The 23,915-nt window shown below is 67.1% G+C and carries 21 protein-coding genes and 2 tRNA genes; 15 read left to right on the top strand and 8 right to left on the bottom strand.

The features are described 5' to 3' along the window. Nucleotides 1-286: 286 nt before the first annotated feature. A complete protein-coding gene (locus BLQ49_RS11050) occupies nt 287-1,051 on the bottom strand; it encodes a zinc-ribbon domain-containing protein (protein ID WP_425283988.1) in 765 nt (254 codons plus the stop codon). A gap of 173 nt (nt 1,052-1,224) precedes the next feature. Here BLQ49_RS11050 and ftsE point away from each other — a divergent pair, with 173 nt between their 5' ends. The 3 genes from ftsE to BLQ49_RS11035 all read left to right on the top strand — a co-directional run bounded on the left by ftsE (nt 1,225) and on the right by BLQ49_RS11035 (nt 3,807). Next, nucleotides 1,225-1,917: a cell division ATP-binding protein FtsE gene (gene ftsE, locus BLQ49_RS11045; RefSeq protein WP_091715810.1), complete on the top strand. Its 693-nt coding sequence runs from the start codon at nt 1,225-1,227 to the stop codon at nt 1,915-1,917. Beyond that, nucleotides 1,914-2,882, top strand: coding sequence for a cell division protein FtsX (locus tag BLQ49_RS11040; protein ID WP_091715809.1), 969 nt, complete (start codon nt 1,914-1,916; stop codon nt 2,880-2,882). The genes ftsE and BLQ49_RS11040 overlap by 4 nt, the downstream gene beginning before the upstream one ends. Before the next feature lie 154 nt (nt 2,883-3,036). Further along, entirely contained in the window at nt 3,037-3,807 is a 771-nt protein-coding gene (locus BLQ49_RS11035; protein WP_091716184.1) for a YdcF family protein, read from the top strand. A gap of 22 nt (nt 3,808-3,829) precedes the next feature. On the opposite strand, the gene BLQ49_RS11030 is transcribed toward BLQ49_RS11035, so the two are convergent. From BLQ49_RS11030 to BLQ49_RS11020, 3 genes are all read right to left on the bottom strand, one after another. Then, the gene (locus BLQ49_RS11030) at nt 3,830-4,156 is read right to left on the bottom strand and encodes a hypothetical protein (protein WP_091715807.1); all 327 of its coding nucleotides are present in this window, start codon (nt 4,154-4,156) and stop codon (nt 3,830-3,832) included. Continuing rightward, a complete protein-coding gene (ptsN, locus tag BLQ49_RS11025) occupies nt 4,156-4,623 on the bottom strand; it encodes a PTS IIA-like nitrogen regulatory protein PtsN (RefSeq protein WP_091715806.1) in 468 nt (155 codons plus the stop codon). Before ptsN ends, BLQ49_RS11030 begins: the two co-directional genes overlap by 1 nt. Nucleotides 4,624-4,758: 135 nt before the next feature. Beyond that, a complete protein-coding gene (locus BLQ49_RS11020) occupies nt 4,759-5,352 on the bottom strand; it encodes a ribosome hibernation promotion factor (RefSeq protein ID WP_091715804.1) in 594 nt (197 codons plus the stop codon). 240 nt (nt 5,353-5,592) lie between these two features. Here BLQ49_RS11020 and BLQ49_RS11015 point away from each other — a divergent pair, with 240 nt between their 5' ends. The 3 genes from BLQ49_RS11015 (at nt 5,593) to BLQ49_RS29660 (ending at nt 9,721) form a co-directional block, all read left to right on the top strand. Continuing rightward, nucleotides 5,593-7,161, top strand: coding sequence for a glucan biosynthesis protein D (locus BLQ49_RS11015; protein ID WP_091715803.1), 1,569 nt, complete (start codon nt 5,593-5,595; stop codon nt 7,159-7,161). Between the two features lie 38 nt (nt 7,162-7,199). Next, nucleotides 7,200-9,365 (top strand): glucans biosynthesis glucosyltransferase MdoH, encoded by a 2,166-nt coding sequence (gene mdoH / locus BLQ49_RS11010; RefSeq protein ID WP_425283987.1) that lies wholly within the window; start codon nt 7,200-7,202, stop codon nt 9,363-9,365. A gap of 197 nt (nt 9,366-9,562) precedes the next feature. Further along, nucleotides 9,563-9,721 carry a hypothetical protein gene (locus BLQ49_RS29660; protein WP_167627689.1) on the top strand — a complete coding sequence of 53 codons (159 nt, stop codon included), beginning with the start codon at nt 9,563-9,565 and terminating at the stop codon, nt 9,719-9,721. A gap of 14 nt (nt 9,722-9,735) precedes the next feature. On the opposite strand, the gene BLQ49_RS11005 is transcribed toward BLQ49_RS29660, so the two are convergent. Continuing rightward, nucleotides 9,736-9,885 carry a hypothetical protein gene (locus BLQ49_RS11005; protein ID WP_244507545.1) on the bottom strand — a complete coding sequence of 50 codons (150 nt, stop codon included), beginning with the start codon at nt 9,883-9,885 and terminating at the stop codon, nt 9,736-9,738. Nucleotides 9,886-10,321: 436 nt separating this feature from the next. Between BLQ49_RS11005 and BLQ49_RS11000 the strand changes: the two genes are divergently transcribed. After that, nucleotides 10,322-12,634 (top strand): Tex family protein, encoded by a 2,313-nt coding sequence (locus tag BLQ49_RS11000; protein WP_091715799.1) that lies wholly within the window; start codon nt 10,322-10,324, stop codon nt 12,632-12,634. A 311-nt stretch (nt 12,635-12,945) separates the two neighbouring features. Further along, nucleotides 12,946-14,019 (top strand): ATP-grasp domain-containing protein, encoded by a 1,074-nt coding sequence (locus BLQ49_RS10995; RefSeq protein WP_244507544.1) that lies wholly within the window; start codon nt 12,946-12,948, stop codon nt 14,017-14,019. A gap of 30 nt (nt 14,020-14,049) precedes the next feature. Here the strand turns inward: BLQ49_RS10995 and BLQ49_RS10990 are convergent, their stop codons facing one another. Next, the gene (locus BLQ49_RS10990) at nt 14,050-14,847 is read right to left on the bottom strand and encodes a glycosyltransferase family A protein (RefSeq protein ID WP_091715796.1); all 798 of its coding nucleotides are present in this window, start codon (nt 14,845-14,847) and stop codon (nt 14,050-14,052) included. Between the two features lie 252 nt (nt 14,848-15,099). After that, nucleotides 15,100-15,735, bottom strand: a complete 636-nt coding sequence (locus tag BLQ49_RS10985; RefSeq protein ID WP_244507543.1) for a glycosyltransferase family 2 protein — start codon at nt 15,733-15,735, stop codon at nt 15,100-15,102. Between the two features lie 293 nt (nt 15,736-16,028). Between BLQ49_RS10985 and BLQ49_RS10980 the strand changes: the two genes are divergently transcribed. Together BLQ49_RS10980 and BLQ49_RS28955 are read left to right on the top strand one after the other, a co-directional pair. Further along, entirely contained in the window at nt 16,029-17,237 is a 1,209-nt protein-coding gene (locus tag BLQ49_RS10980) for a flagellin N-terminal helical domain-containing protein (protein WP_091715793.1), read from the top strand. A gap of 648 nt (nt 17,238-17,885) precedes the next feature. Continuing rightward, nucleotides 17,886-18,170: a hypothetical protein gene (locus BLQ49_RS28955; protein ID WP_143012247.1), complete on the top strand. Its 285-nt coding sequence runs from the start codon at nt 17,886-17,888 to the stop codon at nt 18,168-18,170. 233 nt (nt 18,171-18,403) lie between these two features. Here BLQ49_RS28955 and BLQ49_RS10975 read toward each other — a convergent pair. Further along, nucleotides 18,404-18,493, bottom strand: a tRNA-Ser gene (locus BLQ49_RS10975). A 176-nt stretch (nt 18,494-18,669) separates the two neighbouring features. Between BLQ49_RS10975 and BLQ49_RS10970 the strand changes: the two genes are divergently transcribed. The 5 genes from BLQ49_RS10970 (at nt 18,670) to BLQ49_RS10950 (ending at nt 23,895) form a co-directional block, all read left to right on the top strand. Further along, a tRNA-Gln gene (locus BLQ49_RS10970) sits at nt 18,670-18,743 on the top strand. A gap of 574 nt (nt 18,744-19,317) precedes the next feature. After that, nucleotides 19,318-19,683 (top strand): hypothetical protein, encoded by a 366-nt coding sequence (locus BLQ49_RS10965; RefSeq protein WP_091715791.1) that lies wholly within the window; start codon nt 19,318-19,320, stop codon nt 19,681-19,683. Between the two features lie 38 nt (nt 19,684-19,721). Continuing rightward, nucleotides 19,722-21,101, top strand: coding sequence for a PepSY-associated TM helix domain-containing protein (locus BLQ49_RS10960; RefSeq protein ID WP_091715789.1), 1,380 nt, complete (start codon nt 19,722-19,724; stop codon nt 21,099-21,101). Between the two features lie 25 nt (nt 21,102-21,126). Beyond that, nucleotides 21,127-21,525, top strand: coding sequence for a DUF2946 family protein (locus BLQ49_RS10955; RefSeq protein ID WP_091715787.1), 399 nt, complete (start codon nt 21,127-21,129; stop codon nt 21,523-21,525). 66 nt (nt 21,526-21,591) lie between these two features. Beyond that, nucleotides 21,592-23,895, top strand: a complete 2,304-nt coding sequence (locus tag BLQ49_RS10950) for a TonB-dependent receptor family protein (RefSeq protein ID WP_091715785.1) — start codon at nt 21,592-21,594, stop codon at nt 23,893-23,895. Nucleotides 23,896-23,915 lie beyond the last annotated feature (20 nt).

Raw genomic sequence — 23,915 nt, 5'->3', positions numbered from 1 at the left:
ATAGTCGTCTCCCGGCGGATTTATCCACAAATTATATTTGCTTTGATCCAATGATTATTATACCGCAAGATACCTACAATACTGTTGAACAAAACTAGTATTTATCGAATATGCGCCTCCTAAGACGCTGTTTATATTTATCTCCCGATCTATTTCGTCTGTGATTATCTTGTCATTCGATTTGCAGCTTCGAGAACAAGGCTTCCTAAACGCATGTATAGCTTACATGCCTGTTAAAAGACAAAAATATCTGTCCTTTACGTGTCGGTCGAGTTCCGCGACGTGCTCAGCGCTGATCGACTGCAAGTCGGGCCTCCCTCCGGTTGGGCTCGGCACTGGCGAACCGCACGACGATCGCGCGTCCGTCGGCGGGCGGATTTGCCAAGCTGCCGCGAAAGCGGGCGGCCTCGGCTTGCCCGAGGACTGCCCGCGGCGCAGGAACGGAAAAGGTCCGGAGAACGCGACCGGCTGCATCACGAATCTCGGCGTTGAGCGCTCCGACCGGAACGTCGGAGCGCGCGATCCCGACGAGATCGCCTTCGACCACGAGCTCCGCCGTCTGGCCTTCTTCAGCGGGGTTGCTGAACGCCACGACGTCGCGGATCTCGATGCCGCGTACGTTCACCGGAAGGCCGATGCGCGCGAACAACGCGGCGGCCTGCGGGACCATCCGAACCACGCTGGCGCGGGCCAGACAGGCGAGCGGCAACGCTGCCAGGAGTGCAAGTCCGAAAGCGAGGGATGGGGACAGGCCAGCCGAGGGTCGGATCTTCGCGCGCGGGAACGGTCGCAGAGGGATCGCGGGAATCGGGAGATCGGAGGCTTGCCGCACAGCGGCCGCAGCCTCCTCCCAGGCTGTGTCCGAGACCGGATCCGCCTCTTCCTTGGCGGCGAGTTCGGACTCGTGTCCGGCGAGCACGTCGGCCGGGGTAAGGAACCACGTCTCGCGGCACGCCGCACACCGGACCGAGCGGCCCTCCAGCCCGACCTTTCCGGCCTCGATCTGATAGGCGCTCGCGCAGCTCGGGCAGACGATCAGCATACGCGCCATACTCGCATCAGCCGGCTGAACCTGAGCCGGAAAGTGAATTCGCTTGAGAAAGTGTGGCCGAACAGGGTTAAGCGGCGGTGAAATCGCGCTGGCCTTGAAAACGCCCTCCGATCCGGCGATGCCGGGAAGCGGGATCGGCGAGACACGGCACGGCCTTGAACCTACAGGCGAACATGAAGAGCCTGCTGCCCGGCGCTGAACGGCCGGTGGTGCAGTTCGAGAATGTCGGCATGCGCTACGGCCTCGGGCCGGAGGTACTGTCGGACGTGAGCTTCCGCATTGCCCCGCGCTCGTTCCAGTTCCTCACGGGGCCGTCGGGCGCCGGCAAGACGACGCTGCTGCGCCTGATCCTGCTCTCGGTGCGGCCGACCCGCGGCCTCGTCTCGGTGTTCGGCGAGGAAGTGAGCGGCATCTCCGCGAAGGCGCTCACGGGGCTGCGCCGGCGGATGGGCGTCGTCTTCCAGGATTTTCGCCTGCTCGACCATCTGACAACCTACGAGAACGTGGCGCTGCCGCTGCGCGTGCAGGGCCGCGCGGAGACGAGCTATCGGGCCGAGGTGGTGGAGCTACTGCGCTGGGTCGGCCTCGGCGAGCGCATGCACGCGCTGCCGCCGCTCCTCTCCGGCGGCGAGAAGCAACGCGCCGCCATCGCGCGGGCGCTGATCGCCCGGCCCGACCTGCTGCTCGCCGACGAGCCGACCGGCAACGTCGATCCGGGGCTCGGGCGGCGGTTGCTGCGGCTGTTCCTGGAGCTGAACAAGCTCGGAACCTCGGTCATCATCGCCACCCACGATTTCGGCATCATGGACACGGTCGACGCCCGCCGGATGGTGCTGGGCGACGGGCGCCTTCGGATCGAGGAATGAGCACACAGGCGATCCCGCGGGCGCGACCCGAGCCCTTGACCGGCGCCCCGGTCCCGGCGGTCCCGGCGAACCTTCGCCGCAACGCCCCGCTGGTGCCCACCGACACGGCGGCCGGGCGCTCCCTGGCGGCGGTCATCGCCATCCTGACCTTCTTGGCGGGCCTCTGCGCCGGGGCGGCCGAGATGGTGGCAGCGAATGCCAGCCAGTGGCAGGGCGACGTCGCCCAGGAAGTCACGATCCAGATCCGTCCGGGGCCGGGGCGCGACGTCGATGGCGACGTGGCCAGGGCCGCGGGCATCGCCAGGGCGGAGCCGGGCATCGCCGAGACGCGGGTCTTCTCCAAAGCCGAAGCCGAGCGGCTGCTCGAGCCGTGGCTCGGCAGCGGGCTCGACCTCTCGGACCTGCCGGTGCCGCGGCTCATCGCGCTCAAGCTCGGCAACGGCCAGGGCGCCGACTTGAAGCGGCTGCGCACACGGCTTCTGGAAGCGCTGCCGGGGGTCGCGAGCCTCGATGATCACGCCCTCTGGCTCCAGCGGCTTTCGACCGCGGCCAGCGCCTTCGTGGGCATCGGGATCGGACTCGTGATTCTCGTCCTCGTGGCGACGGGCCTCGCCGTTACCTTCGCGACCCGGGGCGCGATGGCCAGCAACCGGGAAGTGGTGGAGGTGCTGCATTTCGTCGGCGCCGACGACGACTACATCGCCCGGGCCTTCCAGCGCCGTTTCTTCGGCCTCGGCCTACGTGGCGGCGCCATCGGAGCGGGGCTCGCGATCCTGTTCTTCGTCGTCGGGGGATTGCTGGCCCGGGCGGCGCGATCGGGCCCGGCGGGTCAGGAGGTCGAAGCCCTGTTCGGCGCCTTCCAGATCGGGCTGCGCGGCTACGCCAGCGTCCTCCTGATCGGCGTCATCGCCTCGCTCGTCACGGGTGTCGTCTCGCGCATCACCGTGCGACGTTTCCTCGCCTGACGCTTGCCGCATCCTCTCCGACAGCGTGGACATTGCGGATCCGACGCACGGATTTACAATCCGGAAACCTTATCGTTGCGGTGTGGATTCGGATTTTCGCGCCGCCTCCGGGCCGCCGCAATCGAAGCCGATCCTCCGGAGGATGAGCACGCGTATGCTGCGCGCATCGGATCCGCTGACGACCGACGTCGTCGGCTGGGCCTGGCACCAGCGGGACTGCCCCCGCCCGTCGCCGCCACGCAAGCGGCGACGCGTGGCGCTCGGCATCTGCGGTCTCGGAGCGGGTCTCGCGACCTTGACCTTGTTCGCCGGCTTCCTGATCTTCGTCGGCACCCTGGCCCGGCACGAGCGGACACCGACCGACCGGGTCGATGGAATCGTGGCGCTGACCGGCGGGGCGCAGCGGGTCGGCGACGCGATCGACCTCCTGGCCAACGGCTACGGACGGCGCCTCCTCATCACGGGGGTCAATGAGCGCACCAGCCGCGACGAGATCGCCCGGCTGAATCCGTCGCAGCGCGCCCTCATCGCCTGCTGCGTCGACCTCGACTACCGGGCGCGCAACACGATCGGCAACGCCATCGAGACGCGCCGCTGGATGCGGGCCCATCGCTTCAACACCGTCGCGGTGGTCACCTCGAACTACCATATGCCGCGCACGCTGATCGAGCTGGATCACGCCCTGCTGGACAGCGACCGCATCCTGCCCCACCCGGTCGTCACCGAAGCGTTCGATGCCGACCGCTGGTGGCAAAGCCCGCCCGCGGCCAAGCTTGTCGCGTCCGAGTATGTGAAGTTCCTGGCCAGTTGGGTTCGCACGCGGTTCGAGGCGGATCCGGAACGGTCGCGGGCAGCGATCCTGATCGGGCGCGGCAAGCCCGTGAAGATGGTCGCCGAGCCCCTGGCGATGCGCGGCGTGGACTGAGGTCGCGCATGCCGGTGGGGCGCTACTGACCGCGGCACCGCGCCTTGATGGCCGCCGAGAACTCGCGATCCGAACCTTGGACCTGGGCGAGGCGCTCTGCGCGTTCCGATCCGGAGAGACAGCGGCCATAGACGCCCGAGACCCGGCGCATCGTCTCGACGTGCCGCCGCCAGACCCGGCAGTTCTTGGCATCGTCCCCGTCGGCCTGTTCGAGCTGGTCGATCGCCTGCCGCTGCATCGACTGCGCGACGAGCAGGTCGCGGGCGCAGGTCGTCTCGCCCTGCGCCCGGGCCGAACCCGCCAGGCCGCACACGAGGGCCAGAGGTACGGCGATTCGATAGGGCGACATCAGGCGGCCTGCGGCGCCGTGGAGCGGGTCAGGAGGGCGTACAGCGCACCCGCATCCCGGGCCGCACGGATATGCGCCAACATGCCTGGCTCCCGGAGGACCCGGGCGACCTGCGCGAGGGCCTTGAGGTGATCGGCACCGGCGCCCTCGGGGGCCAGCAGCAGGAACGCGATATCCACTGGTTGGCCGTCCAGCGCCTCGAAATCCACCGGCCGGTCGAATCGTGCGAACAGGCCGAAGAGCCGGTCGAGACCGGGGAGCTTACCGTGGGGAATCGCCACGCCGTCGCCGATGCCGGTCGATCCCAGCCGCTCCCGCTGGAGCAGCGTATCGAAGATGGGGCGCTCGCCGAGCGCGGGCAGGCGACGCGCGGCGTGGGCAGCGAGATCCTGGAGGACCTGCTTCTTGGCCCGCGCGCGCAGCGACGGCACGACCGACTCGGGGTCGAGGAATTCCAGAATTGGCATCGAACGACCGTTGCCCCGTCGCCCGCCCGGTAGGGACGGGCCTCGTTGCGGGGGCGCCGACGGCCGCTCGGCCGCGCCCCTGCCCACCAATCGACCGGGAAACAGGCCGGTTCCGGCTCTGTTCCTCCCGACCCGTCAATCGACGGCGTTCGGCGGGTCCACCCAGCCGATCGCGCCATCGCTGCGCCGGTATACGACGTTGACGCGCCCGGTGCCAGCGTGGACGAACACGAGCACTGGCGATCCTGTCATGTCGAGGGCCGTCACAGCCTCGCCGATGGTGCGGCGCTGCAGCGTGCGGGTGCTCTCCGCCACGATCGGCGGGTGGGCGTCCTCGTCGGCCGGCTCATCGTCCTCGTCGTCCGGAGCCGCCAGAACCGCGTAGGCGGCCTCGACCGCCGCATCGTCGCCGGGCCCGGTAGCGTGCTGCTTCAGGCGGTGCTTGTACCGGCGCAGCCGGGTCTCCAAGCGCTCCGCCGTCTGCTCGAAGCTCGACCGCGCGTCGTGCGCGAACCCGTTCGCCTCGATGGTCAGTCCAGACACGAGATGCAGCACACAATCCGTCCGGAAGGCGCTCCCATCCCGCCGCAGCGTCACATGGCCGGTACAAGCATCGCTCATATGCGAGTCGAGATATTTGGACTGTATCGCGGACATCCGCTCCTCGACGCGACCGCGCAGACTCTCGCCGAGATCCACGCCGTGGCCCGTGACTCGCAACGACCCCATGCTGCCTCCCCCGCTTCCATACGGTCAGCCGAATTAGAGAGCCGGCTTGCGGTAAGTCAACGGAGCGGCTTGCAGTTCGATCGCCTGCTTAACCCTGGGTTCAGACGGCCCGCCCGTATACACACCCGTCTGGAACGCCGCCGCGCCGGTCGCGGAGCGCGCATCGGACCCTGATCCGGGAACCCGCCCCGACGACCGCAGGATCGGGAACGGCGAGAGATACGAGAGAACGACGGCCGTATGATGAACCCGATCCGCCAGCCCGCTGCCCTGACACGCCGCGTCGTCCTCGCCGGCGCGCTGGGTGCGGCCGCGGGATCCTGGTCCCCGGTGGCGATGGCAGCCGATGCGGAGAAGGTCCCCACGCTTCCAGGCGCCGGCGAGGCGTTCGAGGCGAACACGCTCACAGATTTGGCCCGCGCACGCGCCAAGGCCCCCTATACCGGCCCGAAGACCGCAGATCTCCCGGCCGTCCTGAAGAATCTCTCGCGTGACGCCTATGAGGCGATCCATCCGGTCGAAGGGCGGGCGATCTGGGCCGATCAAGGGATCGGCTACAGCCTCGAGCCGCTGCTGCGAGGCTCGATCTTCGATACCCCGGTTTCGCTATTCCTGGTGGAGAACGGGCTCGTAACGCCGATCTCCTACGACAAGGCATCGTTCTCGGCCCCCGGCATCGACCTGCCGGACCTCGACGCCGAGACCGCCTTCTCTGGGCTCCGGTTGCGCGCACGGTTCTCCGATGGGGGCGCGCTGGCGGATTTCGCGTTGCTCCAGGGCGGCTCCTTCTTCCGACTCGTGGCAGAGGGACAGGATTTCGGGATCAACGCCCGGGCGCTGGCCCTGCGACCGGCCGATGCGCGGGGGGAAGAGTTCCCCCTGTTCCGGGCCCTGTTCATCGAGACGCCAGCGCCCGGACAGCCGATCATCGTCCACGCACTGGCCGAATCGGAATCCGCCACGGCGGCATTCAAGTTGACCCTGACCCCGGGCCGCGAGGCCTCGGTGGCTGGGATCGACGGCACGGTCTTCGCCCGGGCCGACCTCGACCATATCGGGCTCGGCGGCATGCAGGGGAGCTATCTGTTCGGACCGCTCGACCGGCGCCGTGTCGACGATTTGCGGGCCGCAGCCTTCTCGGTGGAGGGTTTGGCGATCCACAATGGCTATGGCGAGCCGATCTGGCGCCCGGTGCACAATCCCGAGACGCTACAGGTCTCGGCCTTCGTTGACCGGGCACCCAAGGGCTTCGGCCTGATGCAGCGGGCCCGGGCATACCACGATTTCGACGACGACCGGCGCCATTGGGAGCAGCGCCCGTCCCTGTGGCTGGAGCCGCTGGACGATTGGAACGAGGGCGCCGTGACGCTGCTCGAGATCCCGAGCGATTCCGAACTCAACGAAAACATCTTCGCCTATTGGCGTCCCAAGGCGAAGCTCGCCAAGGGCGGGGAGATGCGGTTCCTCTGCCGCCAGCATTGGTCGAAGGGATGGCCTGATCCATTGCCGCCCGAAATCGCGCGGGTCATCGACAGCCGATGCGGCCACGGCAGTGCCGGCAACCGGCGCCTCTTCGCGGTCGATTTCCAGGGTGACACGCTGTTCGGGCCGGGCGACATCGACGTCGATCTCAGCGCCTCGGCCGGTACGATCACCCGGCAGGACCAATACCGCTACCCCGATCGCAGGACCCTGCGGATCCTGTTCGAGCTCGATCCCGGCAACGAACGGGCGAGTGAATTGCGTCTCGCGCTCCGGCGCGGACAAGCCCGGGCCAGCGAGACATGGCTGTTCCGGTGGACACCCTGACGCCTTCGCCACGACGTTACCGAGGTTCAGCCAGCGCCGTGAAATCGGACGAGACGATCTCCCACTCCCAGGTCCTATCCGAGGCGGAGCCCGAGACGGCCGCACCGGCATCCGCTTTCGGGCTGCCGCCCGAGGCTCCGCTGGCGATGCCGGTCCAGAACCTCGCGCATTGGGATCCGGCCGCGCGCCATAGGCCTTCGCGCCCGGCGCGGACGCCCTGGCTCGCACGCCTCTGGGTCTTCGGCGGCGCGCTGGCGCTCACCGCCTATGGCGGCTGGCAGATGGTCGAGACCGTGTCGGTCTCCGGCAGTCCGACCGGGCTCCAGCTCGCCCTGGTGGTCCTGTTCTGCCTGACCTTCTCGTGGATCGCCTTGGCCTTCACGAGCGCGCTGCTCGGCTTCGCGGTGTTGCTGCGCCGCGAGCGGGCGCCGGCGATACCGGCCGGGCTTTCAACCCGGACCGCCATCCTCATGCCGGTCTACAATGAGGCCACCGCCCGCACCTTCGCCGGCGTCGAGGCGATGCAGGAGGCGGTCGAGGCCACCGGTCTTGGACGGCACTTCGACTGGTTCGTGCTGTCGGACTCGACGCAGCCCGATGCCTGGATCGCGGAAGAGCGCGCATTCCTGGACCTGCGCGCGCGGCTCGGGCCGGATGCGCGCCTCTACTATCGTCACCGACTTAAGAACCATCACCGGAAGGCCGGAAACATCGGCGACTTCGTCACGCGCTGGGGCGGACGCTACGACCATATGCTCGTGCTCGACGCCGACAGCCTGATGAGCGGGCCGGCCATCGTGGCACTCGCCGCCGCCATGGAGGCGGATCCGGATGCCGGCATCATCCAAACGTTGCCCCTGATTATCAATCGCAACACGTTGTTTGCCCGCCTCCAACAATTCGCCGCGCGGATCTACGGACCTGTGATCGCCGCTGGCCTCGCCGCATGGTCCGGCCGGGACGGCAATTACTGGGGCCACAACGCCATCATCCGGACCCGCGCCTTTGCCGGGTCCTGCGGCCTGCCCGATCTGCCGGGTAAACCGCCCTTCGGCGGCCACATCCTCTCCCACGACTTCGTGGAAGCGGCGTTGATCCGCCGGGCCGGCTGGGCCGTCTACATGCTGCACCGCCTTGAGGGTTCCTACGAGGAGAGCCCGCCCTCGCTGATCGACGTGGCGGTCCGCGACCGGCGCTGGGCGCAGGGCAACCTGCAGCACGCGCGGGTGATCGGCGCGGCCGGGCTGCACCCGGCGACCCGCCAGCACTTCGCCACTGGCATCGCCGGTTACCTCGCGTCGCCGCTCTGGCTGCTCCAACTCGTGGTCGGTATCCTGCTGGTCCTCCAGACCGCCACGGAGCGGCCGGACTATTTCGGCGGCGCCGGCTTCTCGCCGGTCTTCCCACGGTTCGACCCGGTGCGCGCTCTGCAACTGTTCGGGCTGACCATGGCGGTGCTGCTGGCCCCGAAACTCCTCGGCCTGATCGTCGCCCTGCGCCACGGCGCGGCGCGGCTGGCCTGCGGCGGCACAGGACGGGTGATCCTGTCCAGCCTGGTCGAAATCCTGCTCTCCGCGCTGGTGGCCCCGGTGGCGATGGTGATTCAGTCCAGCTCGGTCATGGATATCCTGCTGGGGCGCGACACCGGCTGGAACCCGCAGCGGCGCGACGACGGCTCGATCCCGCTGCGCGATATCGTGTCCCGGCACGGCTGGCACATGGTTCTGGGGCTGGTGGCCGGAGGCGCGGCCTTCGCGATCGCCACGTCGCTGTTCCTCTGGATGAGCCCCACCATCCTGGGCTTGGTTCTGGCCATCCCGATCTCCTGGGCCAGCGGCCAACTCGGCCTCGGCCTCGCGCTCAAGCGGCGGCGCCTGCTGGCCACACCGGAAGAGGCCACGCCCCCGGCGATCGCTGTCCGCGCCGGAGCCCTGACCGCCCGCAACACCGCACGGGGCTTCGACGGGTCGGATGCCCTCTCCGCGCTTCATGCCGACCCCGATCTCGCGGATGCCCATACCCGGATGCTCCCGCCGGGCCGCGACCGGCCGCGCGGTGCGATCGACCCGGACCGGACGCTGGCGGCTGCCAAGATCGCCGAGGCCGAGACGGTCGAAGAGGTGCGGATGTGGCTGACACCGCGCGAGCGCATGGCGTTGCTGAATGATCGGACGCTGGTCGACCGGTTGGTCCGGCTCGCCTGACGTGCCGCGCTCATCGGCGCCTGCCGGACGCGGTCGGGCCGCAACGTCCTGCTGCCGCTCGCCATCGTGGCGGCGATTGGCTTCGGCGCCGGCCGCGCATCGCGGCGACGCAGGGGGGTGCGCCGCGTCAGATCCGATTAACCAGTCCGGGCCTAGACTCCGCGGCGTCGATCGGACCTCGCGCTCCGGAACACGCCATGACCCTGCTGCTCGGCTTCCTCCTCCTGCCCCTCGCGGTCGCCATCGTGCTGGCCCGCGGTGAACCGGTTCGCACCATCAGCTGTCTCGGCGCCATGGGCGTCGGCTGCGCCATCGCCTGCCTGAGCGTGGTGAGCCTGATCCGCCACCGGGCCTGACCGGTCTCAGGCGTCTACAGGAAACCAATTTGCCGCGCGCCGCCCGTCAGCGTGCGCCCGGCCCGCGCGACCAATTGCGAGAAGGCCAGTGCGGCCGCGGTTGCCTGCGCCCGCGACGGAAAACTTCGCCGGGATTCCAAGACGGTCTCGGCGGTCTCGTTCAAGAGAATTCAGGACCATAGTGACCGGCTGGTCTCGCGTATCTCAAACTGCACGAGGCGCCTGCCTTTCTCAGCATGCGGCGGTCAAAACTTCCATCCACGGGTGACATCCGGATGACACGCCTCGCGCGGCGTCAAGATCCGGTGCGCACCATAGCACGCGGCGCAAGTTCAGCAGCACGTCGGGACAAACATCCGAACGATCAGGCTGTCCCGCTCCCGGGCATTATTCATTGATCGACCTGAAATATTCATCAGGCCCGGTAGTGTAGCGAGCGCCCGGCGGCCACGCGGCGCTTGTCCACAGCCTTGTCACTCACGCCGGGCCCCGATCGCTCGGCGCGCGGCAGGTTGCCCGCCCGCACGGATGCCATGTTTCCGACGGCTTGGCGCGGCAGGCAGTCCCCATCCGAGCATCAGCCTGTCAGCTGGAGACTGCATGAAAGCCGTGAACGCGCTGATCGCCGAGGAACTCGGCGTCCGGGAGGCGCAGGTCTCCGCAGCGGTGGCGCTCATCGACGGTGGCGCGACCGTTCCCTTCATCGCGCGCTACCGCAAGGAAAACACGGGCGGCCTCGACGACACGCAGCTGCGCAAGCTCGAGGAGCGTTTATCCTATCTGCGCGATCTCAACGACCGGCGCCGCGCCATCGTGGAGAGCATCGAGGCCCAGGGTCGGATGGACCCGGCCCTCGCGGCGGCCCTGGCGGCGGCGGATACGAAAGCGCGCCTCGAAGATCTCTATCTGCCGTTCAAGCCGAAGCGACGCTCAAAGGCACAGGCCGCCCGTGAGTCCGGCCTGGGGCCGCTGGCCGAGTCGCTCCTGGCACATCCCGAACGTTCCCCCGAGCAGGCGGCCGCATCCTTCGTGGCGGCCGAGCGTGGCATCGCGGACGTGGCGGCGGCACTGGAGGGCGCCCGGGCGATCCTGATCGAGCGTTTCGCCGAGGATGCCGACCTGATCGGGCGCCTGCGCGCGGATTACTGGCGCAGCGGCCAGCTCGTCTCTCACTGCCGCAAGGGCAAGGACAAGGACGGGGCCAAATACGCGGACTACTTCGCCTGGACCGAGCGCCTGGACCGGATGCCCTCGCACCGCATCCTGGCGATTTTTCGTGGCGAGCGCGAAGAGGTGCTCGACATCGCCTTCACGGCGGAGGGCGAGGACTCCACGGCCGGCATTCCTGGGCCGTTCGAGACGGCGATCTGCCGGCGTTTCGGTGTCGCCGCACTCGGCCGGCCGGGTGATTCGTGGCTGCTCGACACCGTGCGCACTGCCTGGCGCACGAAGATCCGCACCGGGATCAGGCAGGATATGCGCTCCCGGCTGTTCGAGCGCGCCGAGGACGAGGCCGTGAAGGTCTTCGCCGGAAACCTGAAGGACCTGCTCCTGGCGGCACCCGCCGGCGGACGGGCGACGTTGGGGCTCGACCCGGGCTATCGCAACGGCGTGAAGATCGCGGTGGCCGACCGGACCGGCCGGATCGTCGCGGTCGAGACGACTTATCCGCACGAGCCGCAGCGCCGCTGGCGTGAAGCCGTGACCACGCTCGGGCGGCTCTGCCGTCTCCACGGCGTCGAGCTGCTCGCCATCGGCAATGGGACCGCCTCCCGCGAGACCGACCGGCTCGCGGCCGAGATCATCGCGGAGAATCCCGATCTGAAGCTCGCCAAGGTCGTCGTTTCGGAGGCCGGTGCCTCGATCTACTCCGCCTCAGAGATCGCCGCCCGGGAATTGCCGGAGCTCGACGTCTCCCATCGCGGCGCCGCCTCGATCGCCCGGCGGCTGCAGGATCCCCTGGCCGAGCTGGTGAAGATCGATCCGAAATCTATCGGCGTCGGCCAGTACCAGCACGACGTCAGTGAGGCGAAGCTGTCACGCTCGCTCTCGGCGGTCGTGGAGGATGCCGTGAACGCCGTCGGCGTCGACGTGAACACGGCCTCCCCTGCCCTGCTGGCGCAGGTGTCCGGCCTCGGCACCGCCCTGGCCGAACGGATCGTGACGCACCGGGACGCACACGGGCCGTTCCGCGCGCGGTCGGCACTCAAAGCCGTGGCGGGCCTCGGCCCGAAGACCTTCGAGCTCTCCGCCGGATTCCTGCGGATCCGTGACGGCGACGACCCGCTCGACGCGTCCGGCGTCCACCCGGAGGCCTACCCGGTTGTGCGCCGAATCCTGCAGGCGACCCAAAGCGATATCCGCGTCCTGCTCGGCAATGCAGAAGCGCTCGCGAAGCTGAAGCCCGAGAACTTCGTCGATCCGCGTTTCGGCCTGCCAACCGTGCGCGATATCTTCGCCGAGTTGGAGAAACCCGGTCGCGATCCGCGCCCGATGTTCAAGACCGCGCTCTTCCAGGAGGGCGTCGAAACGATCGGCGACTTGAAGCCGGGCATGCAGCTCGAAGGTGTTGTGACCAACGTCGCGGCGTTCGGCGCCTTCGTGGATATCGGCGTGCATCAGGACGGGCTCGTCCACATCTCGGCGATGGCCCGCCGCCGGATCGCGTCCCCCAACGAGATCGTACGGATCGGCGAGGTGATCCGCGTCCTGGTGCTGAGCGTCGATGTCCCGCGCAAACGGATTGCGCTGTCGATGCGCCTCGACGATGCGATCGAGCCGCCGGCGCGGCGCCCGGAGGAAGCGCGGACGCAACCGCGCCCGGCCCGTCCGCAGCCGTCAGCGAACGCAGCTTCGGGCGGGGCCCTCGCGGACGCGTTCCGGCGGGCGGCACCGTCCTCGCGGCGCAGCTGACGGGCGGTCCAGGCTTGATGTTCCGAGCGGACCGCCGCATCCGCTCGGTTGTCGTGTGATCCTTCCTCGCGCTTCGGGCTGGTCCACACGCGTCCTGCAGGCAACGGCGTGACGCCTCTACGGACATGCATGCCATCGGCCGGAGTGATCTGATGTCCTTACCAGCCATGGGGCGAGCGACCCCCAGTCCGATGATCGGACCAGCCCGCCTCATCCGGGCGGCCTTTGAGGGTGCGGATATGGCCGCCCGGGCTAGTGCGATCCTAGCCCGATCCGAGAATGGCGCGTTGGAAGCCGGAACGGCCCTCGATTTGGCGACCATCCTGTTGCTGATGCACCGCTTCGACGAAGCCTCGCAGCTTCAAGGCGAAGTTCTGCGCAGCGTTCGACACTTCGCACTGTTGAGCAACAGACCGGAGGCCACGACGCGAATCCTCGTGATCGTCACCGCCGGCGATCTCATGGCGAACACACCGGTGGATTTCCTGCTGGACGATCCGATTTTTCGGGTCGAATACCTGTTCGTGCTGCCGGGCGAGGCCGTTCCGCATCCCCTGCCGGCGCACGACGTGTGCATCGTCGCCGTCGCCTATGCCACCGCGAATGAGCCCGCGCTGGAAGCCTTGGCCTCTGCGGCCCGGCTCTGGGATCGACCGGTCATCAACCAGCCGCGCAACGTCCTCAAGACCTCGCGGCACGGCGTGTCAGACGCGCTTCGCGGCGCGAATGGCGTTGTGATCCCGCCCATCGCGCGGCTGACGAAATCAGATCTTATCGCCGGAGGATACGGATTGCCGGAGGGCTTGAACCACCCGGTCCTCATCCGCCCCATCGATACGCATGCCGGCAATGCGCTGCAGAAGGTCGATCGACTCGAAGACCTGAGGGACTATTGCACGGGCACCGACGCGGCGGCGTTCTACGTCACGCAGTTCTGCGACTATAGCGGCGCGGATGGCCTCTTCAGGAAACTCAGGATCGTCCTCGTCGACGGTGCCCCGTACCTGTGCCACCTAGCCCTGCGCGATCACTGGATGATCCATTACCTGAACGCAGGCATGGCCGACGATCCCGCCAAGCGGAACGCGGAGGCCGCGGCGATGGCAGCCTTCGATGACGATTTCGTGCCCCGACACCGGGAAGCCTTCGCCGAGATCCACCGCCGTATGGGCCTCGACTACCTCATCCTCGATTGCGCGGAGGATCGGGATGGAAGGCTTTTAATCTTCGAGGCCGATACGGGCATGATCATCCACGACATGGATCCCGTGGACCTCTTTCCCTACAAGCAGCCGCAGATGCGGAGAATCTTTGCCGCGTTTCACCGGGCCGTCATCACGCGAGCGAAGCAAGAAGCCCAGGACGAGAACGGCCCCGGGGGGTGAGGGCCACAGCACCGCCACCGGTTTGGTGCCTCACCAGGGGATATGGCCGTACTGATCGATGAGGCGCTGGTATTCGGCCTCGCTTTCCTGCTTCGCGGTTCCGCCCTGGCCGACATGCGTCGTGCCGGACCCCGGATGGACCAATCGGCTCACGAGGGGCAGAACGAAGTTGTGGCGCACGAGATGCACGTTGGGTCCACCGAAACGTAGGACATTGGCCAACCAAGGCCGGACCTGGAATGCATCCTGCAGAGTCCACGGGGCGGTCGCCTCGACGAGGTGGCCGCGCCGCAATCCGGACCGGGACAGACGGCCCAGCCATTCGTTGTCGTAGTGCCATTTGGACGCCGGGCTGATCTCACCAACCTGCACGAAGGTGCGGCGCCGCATGAGCCACCCGGACGGTGTCGGGAAATCGTTGATGCGCACGACCTGGAGTGCTTGATCAACCTCAAGCTGTGTAGAAGAAACGAAGTCAAAGTCTTCGAGGGCGCGAAGGGCTACGTCGAGATACTGTGGCAGCCAACGGTCGTCGTCCTCGAGAAACCCGACATAGTCCCAACTCGCATCCACCGCCCGCAGGGCCGCATTGAGCGCCGGAATTTGCCCCTTCCGGTCACTGCGCACGAATGTGAGATCCGCGCGATCTGCAAGGTGTTTGGGGAGTTCGATGTCTGCGTCAACGCCGACGAAGAAATGAACCGTGTGCTTAAGCTCGATCTGCTGCGCTTTGATGCTTTGGATCGCGTGTTCCAGAAAATATTCGCCCGCGTTCCCAACAAGTGTCGAACGATGCAGTCGCGACGGTGTAATGATGGCGATCTTCACTGTCTCAAAACCTCAGCACGCGACTCCGCTGACCAGCATCGACGATTCAGCACCGGCGCTCCTCGGCGTTGGGATCTCGCATGGATTGGAGACACCCACAAGCAGCCGAGTCGAAAGCCTTTCCCGTCCCTGCGGATCACTGAACTGAGGTCAATGATGTCCCTGAACCCTATGTCCGAAATCTGTCCGATGACAGTCCAGGATCGGCCAACATCCGCACAAGATGTCTCTTGTTAACTCTTGAAGTACCGGTCAGAGCTTGAACGATTGCTCACCAATATGCCCGATTTCCTTGCTGAGGAGCGGGTCACACCAGATCCGGAAGCCTAATCCGCGGACCCGGTCGCTGAAATCATAATCCTCGCCGATGTTGACACCGGCTTCCTCATCAACCCGGAAACGGAAATAGGGACGCCGGAGCTGCTCGAAGACTGTAGCTTTGACCAACAGGAACCCCGTGGGAATACGTGCCATCTCGAGCAATCCCTTCGGAGCGTCGGCTGGCTGCTCGGGCAGAATATCGCCTAGGAAGTGAAACGGCGCGGTGCGCCGGGAGTATGTCGCTCCAATGATATCGACGTTACGGACCAGGAGTTTCAGCAGTGCATCACGCGGGAATGTCATATCGCTGTCGATGAACAGTATGTAATCCGCCTTGTGCTTCTGTGCGAAATCCAGGCCCATGTTGCGTGCATCCGCAACGATCGAGGATTTCCCGACGACGATCGACATCGGCATCTCGCCCAGCGCGTGCATCATCGAGCCGAGGCTGACGGCAAAATCCGCATGGACCATCGTCCCGCATGGGATTGCCACCGCGACGTGCGGGAACGTGTCCGGCGCGCGATGGGGCGGGGGGCTAACCTCGACAGGCGCTTCAACGATCACGGTCGAGCTCCAAACGGAATGCGGTGATGCCTTCGTACATCGGGGCCCGTTGGATCGCCTCCAAACAGGCTTCACAGATGCCAGACAGCTCAGACCGTCATGTCGCCAGATGGTTAATAGATCCTCAACATCATCGGAAACCGCGATCATTTAGATTTCAGCAGCAATGATCAATTAAGGATCTGGACGCATACTCGGGAAAAGCGTACCGCCTTAACCACCGGGAAACTTCTGCGGCGCGATTACTGCCGTACCCGAGAAACGGGTGGCACAAATCAGAAAGATATAAGATCATGTCCTCGATCACCCTGTCGGCCGCCACGCGTCAGAACCTGCTTTCGCTGCAGGACACCGCAAGCCTGATGGCGACGACGCAGAACCGTCTTGCGACGGGCAAGACGGTCAACTCAGCGCTCGACAACCCGACGAACTTCTTCACCTCGCAGGCCCTCGACTCCCGCTCGTCGTCCCTGAACACCTTGCTCGATGGCGTGTCGAACGGCGTGCAGGCGATTCAGGCGGCCAACCAGGGCATCACCTCGATCCAGAAACTCGTCGATCAGGCCAAGTCGATCGCCAACCAAGCGCTCTCGACCCAGCTCTCGACCGCCGGAACTGCGACGAACGCGTACAGCACGGCCTCGACCGGCAACGTGACCTTCTTCGTCAACGGCACGTCGGTTTCCGCCGCGGTGTCCAGCAGCATCACCGCGACGGTTTCGGCGCTCAACGCGGCCGTCTCCTCGGCGAGCACGACCTCGGCTGGATCGTTCGGTGCCGGCGCCATCTTCTCCCTCGACAGCACCGGTACGAAGATCGTCCTGAATGCGCAGGCGGACGTCGAGTTCAACACGGCGGCCGATGAGACGAAGCTTGGCTTCGCGTCTTCGTCGACGCAGCAGTCGAACTATGGCTCGGCCGGCACGTCGGTCGTCAGCAGCGACCTCGCCGTCTCCGGTGTTTCGCAGCGTAAGTCGCTGGCTACTCAGTACAACAACCTTCTGAACCAGATCTCTCAGCTTGCCAGCGACGCGAGCTACAATGGTGTGAACCTCATCGCCGGTACGGGCAACAACCTGACCGTCAAGTTCAACGACACCGGCAGCTCCAAGCTGGATGTCGCCTCGGTGGACGCCACCGCCAGCGGCCTGGGTCTGAGCGCGATCACGGGTTCGAACAGCACGGCCAGCGCGAACGGTCTGGGCAACTTCCTGCTCAATTCCGACGTGAACAGCACGCTGACGGCACTGACCGGCGCGGGCAACGCACTCAATTCGGCGGCGAGCACCCTCGGCTCGAACCTCTCGGTGGTGCAGAATCGTCAGGACTTTTCGAAGCAGCTCATCAACGTGCTGCAGACCGGTTCTGCGAACCTCACCAACGCCGACCTGAACCAGGAAGCGGCCAACTCGCAGGCGCTGTCGACCCGTCAGTCGATGGGCATCTCGGCCCTGTCACTGGCCAACTCCGCCCAGCAGGGCGTGTTGCAGCTCCTGCGCTAAGCCGGATCTGATACGCGGCGAGGCCGGTCGGGATTCGTCCCGGCCGGCCTCTTTTTTTGGATTCTCACGGTAAGTCAGCGGCGCGGAATCGTAGCGGCTTCGAGGGCCGCCTGCTGACCTCCGTCCCCCAGGCGGCCCTTGTCCGAAGCGCAGCGCAGGTGTTGATTCCGCGGGACCGGCATCGTTCAGACGAGTCCGTTCTTACGGTCGAGGGCGCTCAAACGCCCGCGCGGGCCTTCCGTCGCGCGCTTCGGCGGCAACTGAGATCAGGCGGCCGGATCGTTACTCGGCAGCCCTCCGAACGGCTGCGGGGTTACCCACGTTCGTCCGCACGAGCTCAAGCAGACGCTGACGCGTTCGAAGATCGCGGTGCATACCGCATACGCGAATCAACGCGCGGCTCATGCCCATATTTTGGATCTCGTCGAGTCCGACGAGCGTCCCCACCGGGCATCTCAGGACGCCGACAATCTTGGTCGAACGCGCGGCGGCAGGGCCGCCGACGGGATCGTCGCCCTGGCTCAGCACCGAGTCGTTACTCGATCTTCGCATTCATTGAACGAGATTTGCCAATGGATTAACCAAGCACCCATAGGAAGACACGGCGACCCCGCTTAAGTGGTTATCGTCCGTAGAAGTGAGGTTCCAATGATCGTTCTGTTGACGGTCGCGATCGGCACAGGGATCATCAGCGCCATCATCCTGATTCCGTACGGAGCTCTTCTTGCGCTGACGCTCTCCCCACTTGCGGCGAGCCTGTCGGCGGCCCTTGCGGGGTTCCTGCTGGCTTGGCGAGCAACCCGGTATGACCGCAGCCAGCGTTCGCTCGAATCGCAGACCGGGCTCATGGTTGCGGCACTTCGAAACGCGGTTCGCCGCAGGGAAAGCCCATCGCCCGCGCCGAGGGTACGTCAGCGTCGACACGGCGCGTGAGGCGCCACCCTATCGCTGCCATTCGACATCGCGGACTGGCGCTGCCGAGTCCGGTGCTAGAACCGGCCGGTCCAGTACGGACCCGGGCATGTGATACGGCCCCAGGAGCCCGCGCAGGAAGCATGCGGACGGGCGAACCGTTTTCGCGCGGCACCTAGGCCCGAAAAGCCACGAGCACCCGGTTGTGGGGCCTGATCGCAGCCCCCCGTGGCGTGCGAACCTAAGCGGGATGCTGGCGGAAGGGGTGGGATTCGAACCCACGGTGGAGTTGCCCCCACGGCGGTTTTCAAGACCGCTGCCTTAAACCACTCGGCCACCCTTCCCGACGGCATCCGCGACCCCACGGTTACGGCCGCGGCCGTAACCGCGTCAACCGGCGAACAATCGGTTGACCTGAGAGTTCAATCCGCCTATCTCACCGCCCACGCCTGACGCCGCTGACAGCAGCGCGGCTGGTCCGAGCCGTCGACGAGACGGGAGGATCCGGCCTCTGGCCGATTGGGGGATAGTTTAACGGTAGAACGGTGGACTCTGACTCCTCTAGTCCTGGTTCGAATCCAGGTCCCCCAGCCACCGAAAATCCGGCCTCTTATGACCGCTCGCCAAGGTAGGCGAACACGCCGCCCGGCCGGGCACGCATTCACCACGGTTTGACAGCGGCAGACGGAACATCCCCTCGGAGGAATCGGTCGTCTCCTGCCCGGCCCTCGGTTCGCGCAACGGACCTGGGCAAGTGTCGTCCCGTGGCCTCCGGCTTGAGCCAGGGCCCGTTCAAGCCGATCACATAGACACCGCACGTGATCAGGGCCGTGGCTGCCGCGCCGCGGACATCTGTCACGATCTGCGCGGCGCGGATCGGACGAACTCGGGGGTTCTGCGGATCGGACGTGTGGAGCGTGCGCGGATCGGTGATCGGTCCTGTGAGCGCCACGGCCGCCGCCGTCTCCGCACAGCGGGGACTCGCGCTGTCCTCGCGGGTGCCGAGCGACCGAGACTGTTGTGCAGCACCGTCCGCAGGGAGTTGCGCCGCGAGGCCGGCGCTTGCCCCCACCCACCAGCCGCCGATCACGCAGAGAAACGCGTATCGGGACGGTCTGCATGTCGCCGGCGCATTGACGGGCGGCGACACCGCCGCCTAGATCGCCGGATGCGCAGGCGCCTGCCCCGGATGGTCGAAGGCCGCGCGATCATGGGTGTGATCGCGCTCTACGCGCTGCTGCTCCAAGCCTTCCTGGGTTTTGCTGCGCCCGCGCGCCTGCTGCCAAGCCCTGAGACCGTGCTCTGTGCGGACCATGTGGCGGGTGAGCCCGATACGCCAGCCGTGCCCGTCCATGTGCACGCCTGCTGCACGCTCGTGCAGGCCGTTGCCCTGACGCAGTCGGACACGGCCTGGACCGGCGTGCCCCTGCCCGCCCCCGCGGCGGCGCGCCTCGTCTGGCGGCCAGAAGCTGAGATCCTGAGGACCGGCCCGCCGCCGCGCCCCAGCACCGCCCGAGGGCCGCCCGGCGCCTGACGATCCCGTTCTCGATCGTTCAGCACCGGACCCGTTCGATGTCAGTTCTTCTTACCGGCAGCGCCCCCGCCAACCGGGCGGCCGGCGCGCTGCGCGCGTCCACCGCGGCCATCTATCGGGCCGTGTGGCGGTGGCACTTCTACGCGGGCCTCCTGTGCCTGCCGTTCCTGATCACCCTTTCGGTGACAGGATCGATCTACCTGTTCAAGGACGAGATCAACGGCAGCCTGTTCGCCTACCGCACACGCGTGCCCATTCAGGTGACGCCGCCCCTGGGGCCGGATCGCCTGATCTTCAACGCCGGGCAGGCCGTGCCGAACGGAACGCCGGTGGCCTACACCGATCCGGCGACGCCCGAGACATCCGCCACGGTCACCATGGCCGAGGGCGAGGAAAGGATTCTCGTCTACCTCGACCCCTATACCGGCGACGTGCTGGACCGCCTGCGCCGGGACCAGGAGTTCATGGTCGTCATCCGCGGGCTGCACAGCCTCGCCTATCTCGGCCCCCTGGCGAACGCGCTGATCGAGGTGGTGGCGGGCTTTGCCATCATCCTTGTTCTGACCGGCGCGTACCTTTGGTGGCCGCGCGGCCAGAATGGCGGCGTGATCAGCCTGCGCGGGACGCCCCGGCGCCGGGTCTGGTGGCGCGACCTCCACGCCGTCACCGGCCTCCTGGCGGGGGCTGGACTGTTCTTCCTGGCACTCACCGGTCTGCCCTGGTCGATCTGGTGGGGCCAACAGCTGCGCGCTTGGTCGAACGCCGCCGGACTCGGCCAGCCCGCCGCCCTCTGGGCGCACCGCCCGGTCTCGACCATCCCGCTGCGCGACCGGCTCTCCGATCCGGGCTGGGCGCTGCAGGATGCCCCGGTCCCCCGCTCCGAGCCGGCCGCCGCGGCGGAGACAATCGGGATCGACCGTGCCGCCGCGATCCTGGCGCAAAGCGGGATGCCCCGAGGCTACGAACTGTCACTGCCGGTCGGGGCTGAGGGGGTCTACGCCGCCGCGGTCTACCCCCGCGACGTCACGCGGCAACGGGTGATCGCCCTCGATCAATACACCGGCGCGCCGCTGCTCGATGTGCGCTTGGCCGATCTTGGCCCGGTCGGCCAAGCCATCCAATACGGAATCGGCATCCACAAGGGCGAGCATTGGGGCCGTGTGAACCAGCTCGCCATGCTGGCCTTCTGCCTCGGCACGATTCTGTTCGCCGTCACCGCCGGCACCATGTGGTGGAAGCGGCGTCCCGCGGGCGGGCTTGGGGTCCCGCCCTGGCCGCGGGACCGGCACACCGCCATCACGGTCACCGTCCTGATCTGCCTCCTCGGTGCCCTATTCCCGCTGACCGGTCTCGCGATCCTGGGCATGCTCGGGCTCGACCTCGCCGCGCAACGCCTGCGACGACGGGTGGGACCCTGAAGCCGGACCGACGGGCTCGATGCCCATGGCACCGCTTACGTTCGGGTCCGCCCGCCGGCCAACGGGTCTCTTCGGCGCCGCGCTGATCGCGCTCGCCCTCTGGGTCCAGGTGCTGGCGCCGGTTGGTGCGCTGCGGACGATGCTGGCCGGGCCCGAGGGCCTGTCCGGCGCGGTCCTGTGCGGGCACGCGCCGGATCGCGTCGCGACCGACGCTTCGGACGCGCAATCCGCGCCCGCCGCGCTAGGCTGCGCCCTGTGCCAGCTCTGCCGTGCCGGCCTCGCGCTGCCCCAGGTGCCGCTGGCGCCGGAACTCGCGCGCAGCCTCCGCTGGCACGTCGTCGCGTGGCCGATCCCGCCGCCGGCTGGCTTCGCGCGCGCAAACCGCATTGCCGCCCGTCCGCGGGCACCACCCCTCAGCGCCTGATCGCGTCCCCAACCACGCGCGGCCGCCCCGCCGGCCAAAATGCCACCGATCAGACGAGTCTACGCCATGTCCATCGATCCGACCGCCCTGCGCCGCGGCACCCTCGCCTTGCTGCTGGCCGGCAGCCCCGTCCCCGCGCTGGGGGAAACCTCTGTGACGCTGGAGGAGCTCTCCGTCGAAGGTGAGGCCGCCCCCGGGGGAACCACGCTCTCCGCCTTCGGCGTGGCAGCACCGCCCGGCTCGGCCTCCGCGGTCATCGAGCACCCGGTCGGCGAGGTCGTGACCGCCATCGGCCGCGCCAACACCATCGCCGATAGGCCGGCGACCAGTATCGGCTCCGTGCTGGTCAACAGCCCGGGCGTCAGCGTGCGACAGGGCAATGGCGGCCGCGACGTGATCATCTCGATCCGCGGCAACAACGCCCGCTCCACCGGGGTGATCAAGAACACCGTTGTGCTGGAGGACGGCTTCATCCTCACTCAGCCGGACGGCGCCTCGCGCTTCGACCTCACCGACCCGCACGCCTACAGCCGGATCGACGTGTTCCGCGGGCCGCAATCGCCCCTGTTCGGCAATTATGCCACCGGCGGCGCCATCGCATTCCGCACCCGGACCGGCCGGGAGATCGACGGCTACGAGATCGGAGTCGATGCCGGCAGCTTCGGCTATCTCAGCAACTTTTTTACGGTCGGCGGCGTCAGCGGTCCGTTCGAGATCAGCTTGTTCGCGAGCGATGTGCGCGCCAACGGCTACCAGGACCACGCGAGCTACGACACACAGACCCTCAACCTGCTGGCCAGCTATACCCCGACACCGGACAACCGCTTCACCTTGAAGGTGATCAACAACACCCTCGACGCCAACATTCCGTCCCGATCATCGCTGGCGCAGTACCGGGTCAACCCGTACCAGCGGGGCTGCGCTGCGGCGGCCATCGCGGCGCCGGGCTGCACGACCTTCAACCTGTTCCGGAACGGCGCCTTCGGGGCCACCGTGCCGGTCACCGCCGACGAGGGCGGATTCGGCCGCAACGACCGGCGGACGGTCGTGGCGGCGCGTTGGGAACACGATCTCGACGCCTTCACCACATGGCGCACGCAGCTTGGCTTCGACGAGCGCAACTTCAACCAGCCCGTCTTCACGAACGCCTACAGGGGCTCGTTTCCGTCCGTGAATGTCCTCACCGATGTGACGCAGCGGGGCGATCTGTTCGGGCTGCCGGCGACGGGCTACGTGGCGCTTGCGTACAGCGCCCTCGATTCGCACACCACCACCTACAATCTCGCACCCTATGGCGGCCCGCGGCTCGGAGCCCTGATCGGCGATCAGGCGGCGGTGCAATCGAACCTCGGCGGTCGGGCGCGGCTCGAACTCGCTCTGTCAGACCGATGGACAGGCGTCCTCGGCTTCAGCGCCGAGAACACCACCATCACCGGCCGCAATCTCGCCTACAGCTACGCGGCGCGCGGTGCGACCCGGACCGTGGCGGATGCCGACAGGTCCTTCCTCAACGTCGCCCCCGAGCTGGCGCTGGTCTATCGGCCGGACGAGACCTGGGCGCTACGCGGGCGGGTCGCGACCGGATACGCGACTCCGGCAGCCTCGAACCTGTTCGTCACGCCGGCCGGCCTCCCGGGCAACAACACTCAGCTCCAGACCCAGGAAAACCTCGGCTTCGATCTCGGGCTCGACTGGACGCCGACCGAGACCCTGCGCCTCTCCGTCACCGGCTTCTACGAATTCTTCCGCAACGAGCTGGTCTCGCAATCGCCCGGAGCCGGCCTGCAATCCTATACCTTCAACGCGCCCGCCTCCGAGCATCGCGGCATCGAGGTCGGTGCCGATTGGGCCTTCGCGCCGGGCTGGCGCGGCACCTTGGCCTATGGCCTCGATGACCAAATTTACACCCGCTACTCCGAGCAGCTGAGCGCCGGCAGCCTGACGCGACGGTTCGACCGCGCGGGCAACCACATCCCTGGAGTCCCGGCTCACCAGCTCCTAGCGCGGATCGGCTACGATGTGCCGGCCGGCCCGCTCGCGGGTCTAGGGGCCTTCGTGGAGACCGTGGCCCAGGGAGATTTCTACCTCGACAACGCCAACCAGTTGAAGGCGCCCGGATACGTCGTCGTCAATGCCAATATCCACTATGCCACCGATTTGACTGCCGGATACGCCAAACGTCTCAGCGTCTATCTTGAGGTCCGCAACGTATTCGATACCACATACGTCGGCTCAGCTCAGACTCTCGCCAATTCGATGAACGCCACGACGGGTGCCCAGAACAACGCAGCTGTCCTGGCGAGCACGACCGGTTCGGTGTTTGCAGGTGCGCCACGTAACATCGTGGGTGGAATGCGGCTCTCGTTTTAAGAGATATCCGCCGATCCCGG

Origin of the sequence: Methylobacterium phyllostachyos (assembly GCF_900103445.1) — a bacterium.
Classification (GTDB): Bacteria; Pseudomonadota; Alphaproteobacteria; order Rhizobiales; family Beijerinckiaceae; genus Methylobacterium; species Methylobacterium phyllostachyos.
The sequence above is the reverse complement of the archived record's forward strand: the minus strand, read 5'-3'. Positions and strand labels throughout refer to the sequence as shown.

What these genes read in the sequence shown, in the direction of transcription:
- BLQ49_RS11020 (WP_091715804.1), bottom strand. Translation starts at nt 5,352, where the DNA reads ATGGGGTCGTTGCGAGTCACGGGCCACGGCGTGGATCTCGGCGAGAGT.
- BLQ49_RS10955 (WP_091715787.1), top strand. Translation starts at nt 21,127, where the DNA reads ATGGCACCGCTTACGTTCGGGTCCGCCCGCCGGCCAACGGGTCTCTTC.
- BLQ49_RS11000 (WP_091715799.1), top strand. Translation starts at nt 10,322, where the DNA reads ATGAAAGCCGTGAACGCGCTGATCGCCGAGGAACTCGGCGTCCGGGAG.
- BLQ49_RS10950 (WP_091715785.1), top strand. Translation starts at nt 21,592, where the DNA reads ATGTCCATCGATCCGACCGCCCTGCGCCGCGGCACCCTCGCCTTGCTG.
- BLQ49_RS10980 (WP_091715793.1), top strand. Translation starts at nt 16,029, where the DNA reads ATGTCCTCGATCACCCTGTCGGCCGCCACGCGTCAGAACCTGCTTTCG.
- BLQ49_RS28955 (WP_143012247.1), top strand. Translation starts at nt 17,886, where the DNA reads ATGATCGTTCTGTTGACGGTCGCGATCGGCACAGGGATCATCAGCGCC.
- BLQ49_RS11040 (WP_091715809.1), top strand. Translation starts at nt 1,914, where the DNA reads ATGAGCACACAGGCGATCCCGCGGGCGCGACCCGAGCCCTTGACCGGC.
- BLQ49_RS11050 (WP_425283988.1), bottom strand. Translation starts at nt 1,051, where the DNA reads ATGGCGCGTATGCTGATCGTCTGCCCGAGCTGCGCGAGCGCCTATCAG.
- BLQ49_RS29660 (WP_167627689.1), top strand. Translation starts at nt 9,563, where the DNA reads ATGACCCTGCTGCTCGGCTTCCTCCTCCTGCCCCTCGCGGTCGCCATC.
- ftsE (WP_091715810.1), top strand. Translation starts at nt 1,225, where the DNA reads ATGAAGAGCCTGCTGCCCGGCGCTGAACGGCCGGTGGTGCAGTTCGAG.
- BLQ49_RS11030 (WP_091715807.1), bottom strand. Translation starts at nt 4,156, where the DNA reads ATGTCGCCCTATCGAATCGCCGTACCTCTGGCCCTCGTGTGCGGCCTG.
- ptsN (WP_091715806.1), bottom strand. Translation starts at nt 4,623, where the DNA reads ATGCCAATTCTGGAATTCCTCGACCCCGAGTCGGTCGTGCCGTCGCTG.
- BLQ49_RS11035 (WP_091716184.1), top strand. Translation starts at nt 3,037, where the DNA reads ATGCTGCGCGCATCGGATCCGCTGACGACCGACGTCGTCGGCTGGGCC.
- BLQ49_RS11015 (WP_091715803.1), top strand. Translation starts at nt 5,593, where the DNA reads ATGATGAACCCGATCCGCCAGCCCGCTGCCCTGACACGCCGCGTCGTC.
- BLQ49_RS10960 (WP_091715789.1), top strand. Translation starts at nt 19,722, where the DNA reads ATGTCAGTTCTTCTTACCGGCAGCGCCCCCGCCAACCGGGCGGCCGGC.
- BLQ49_RS10965 (WP_091715791.1), top strand. Translation starts at nt 19,318, where the DNA reads ATGCGCAGGCGCCTGCCCCGGATGGTCGAAGGCCGCGCGATCATGGGT.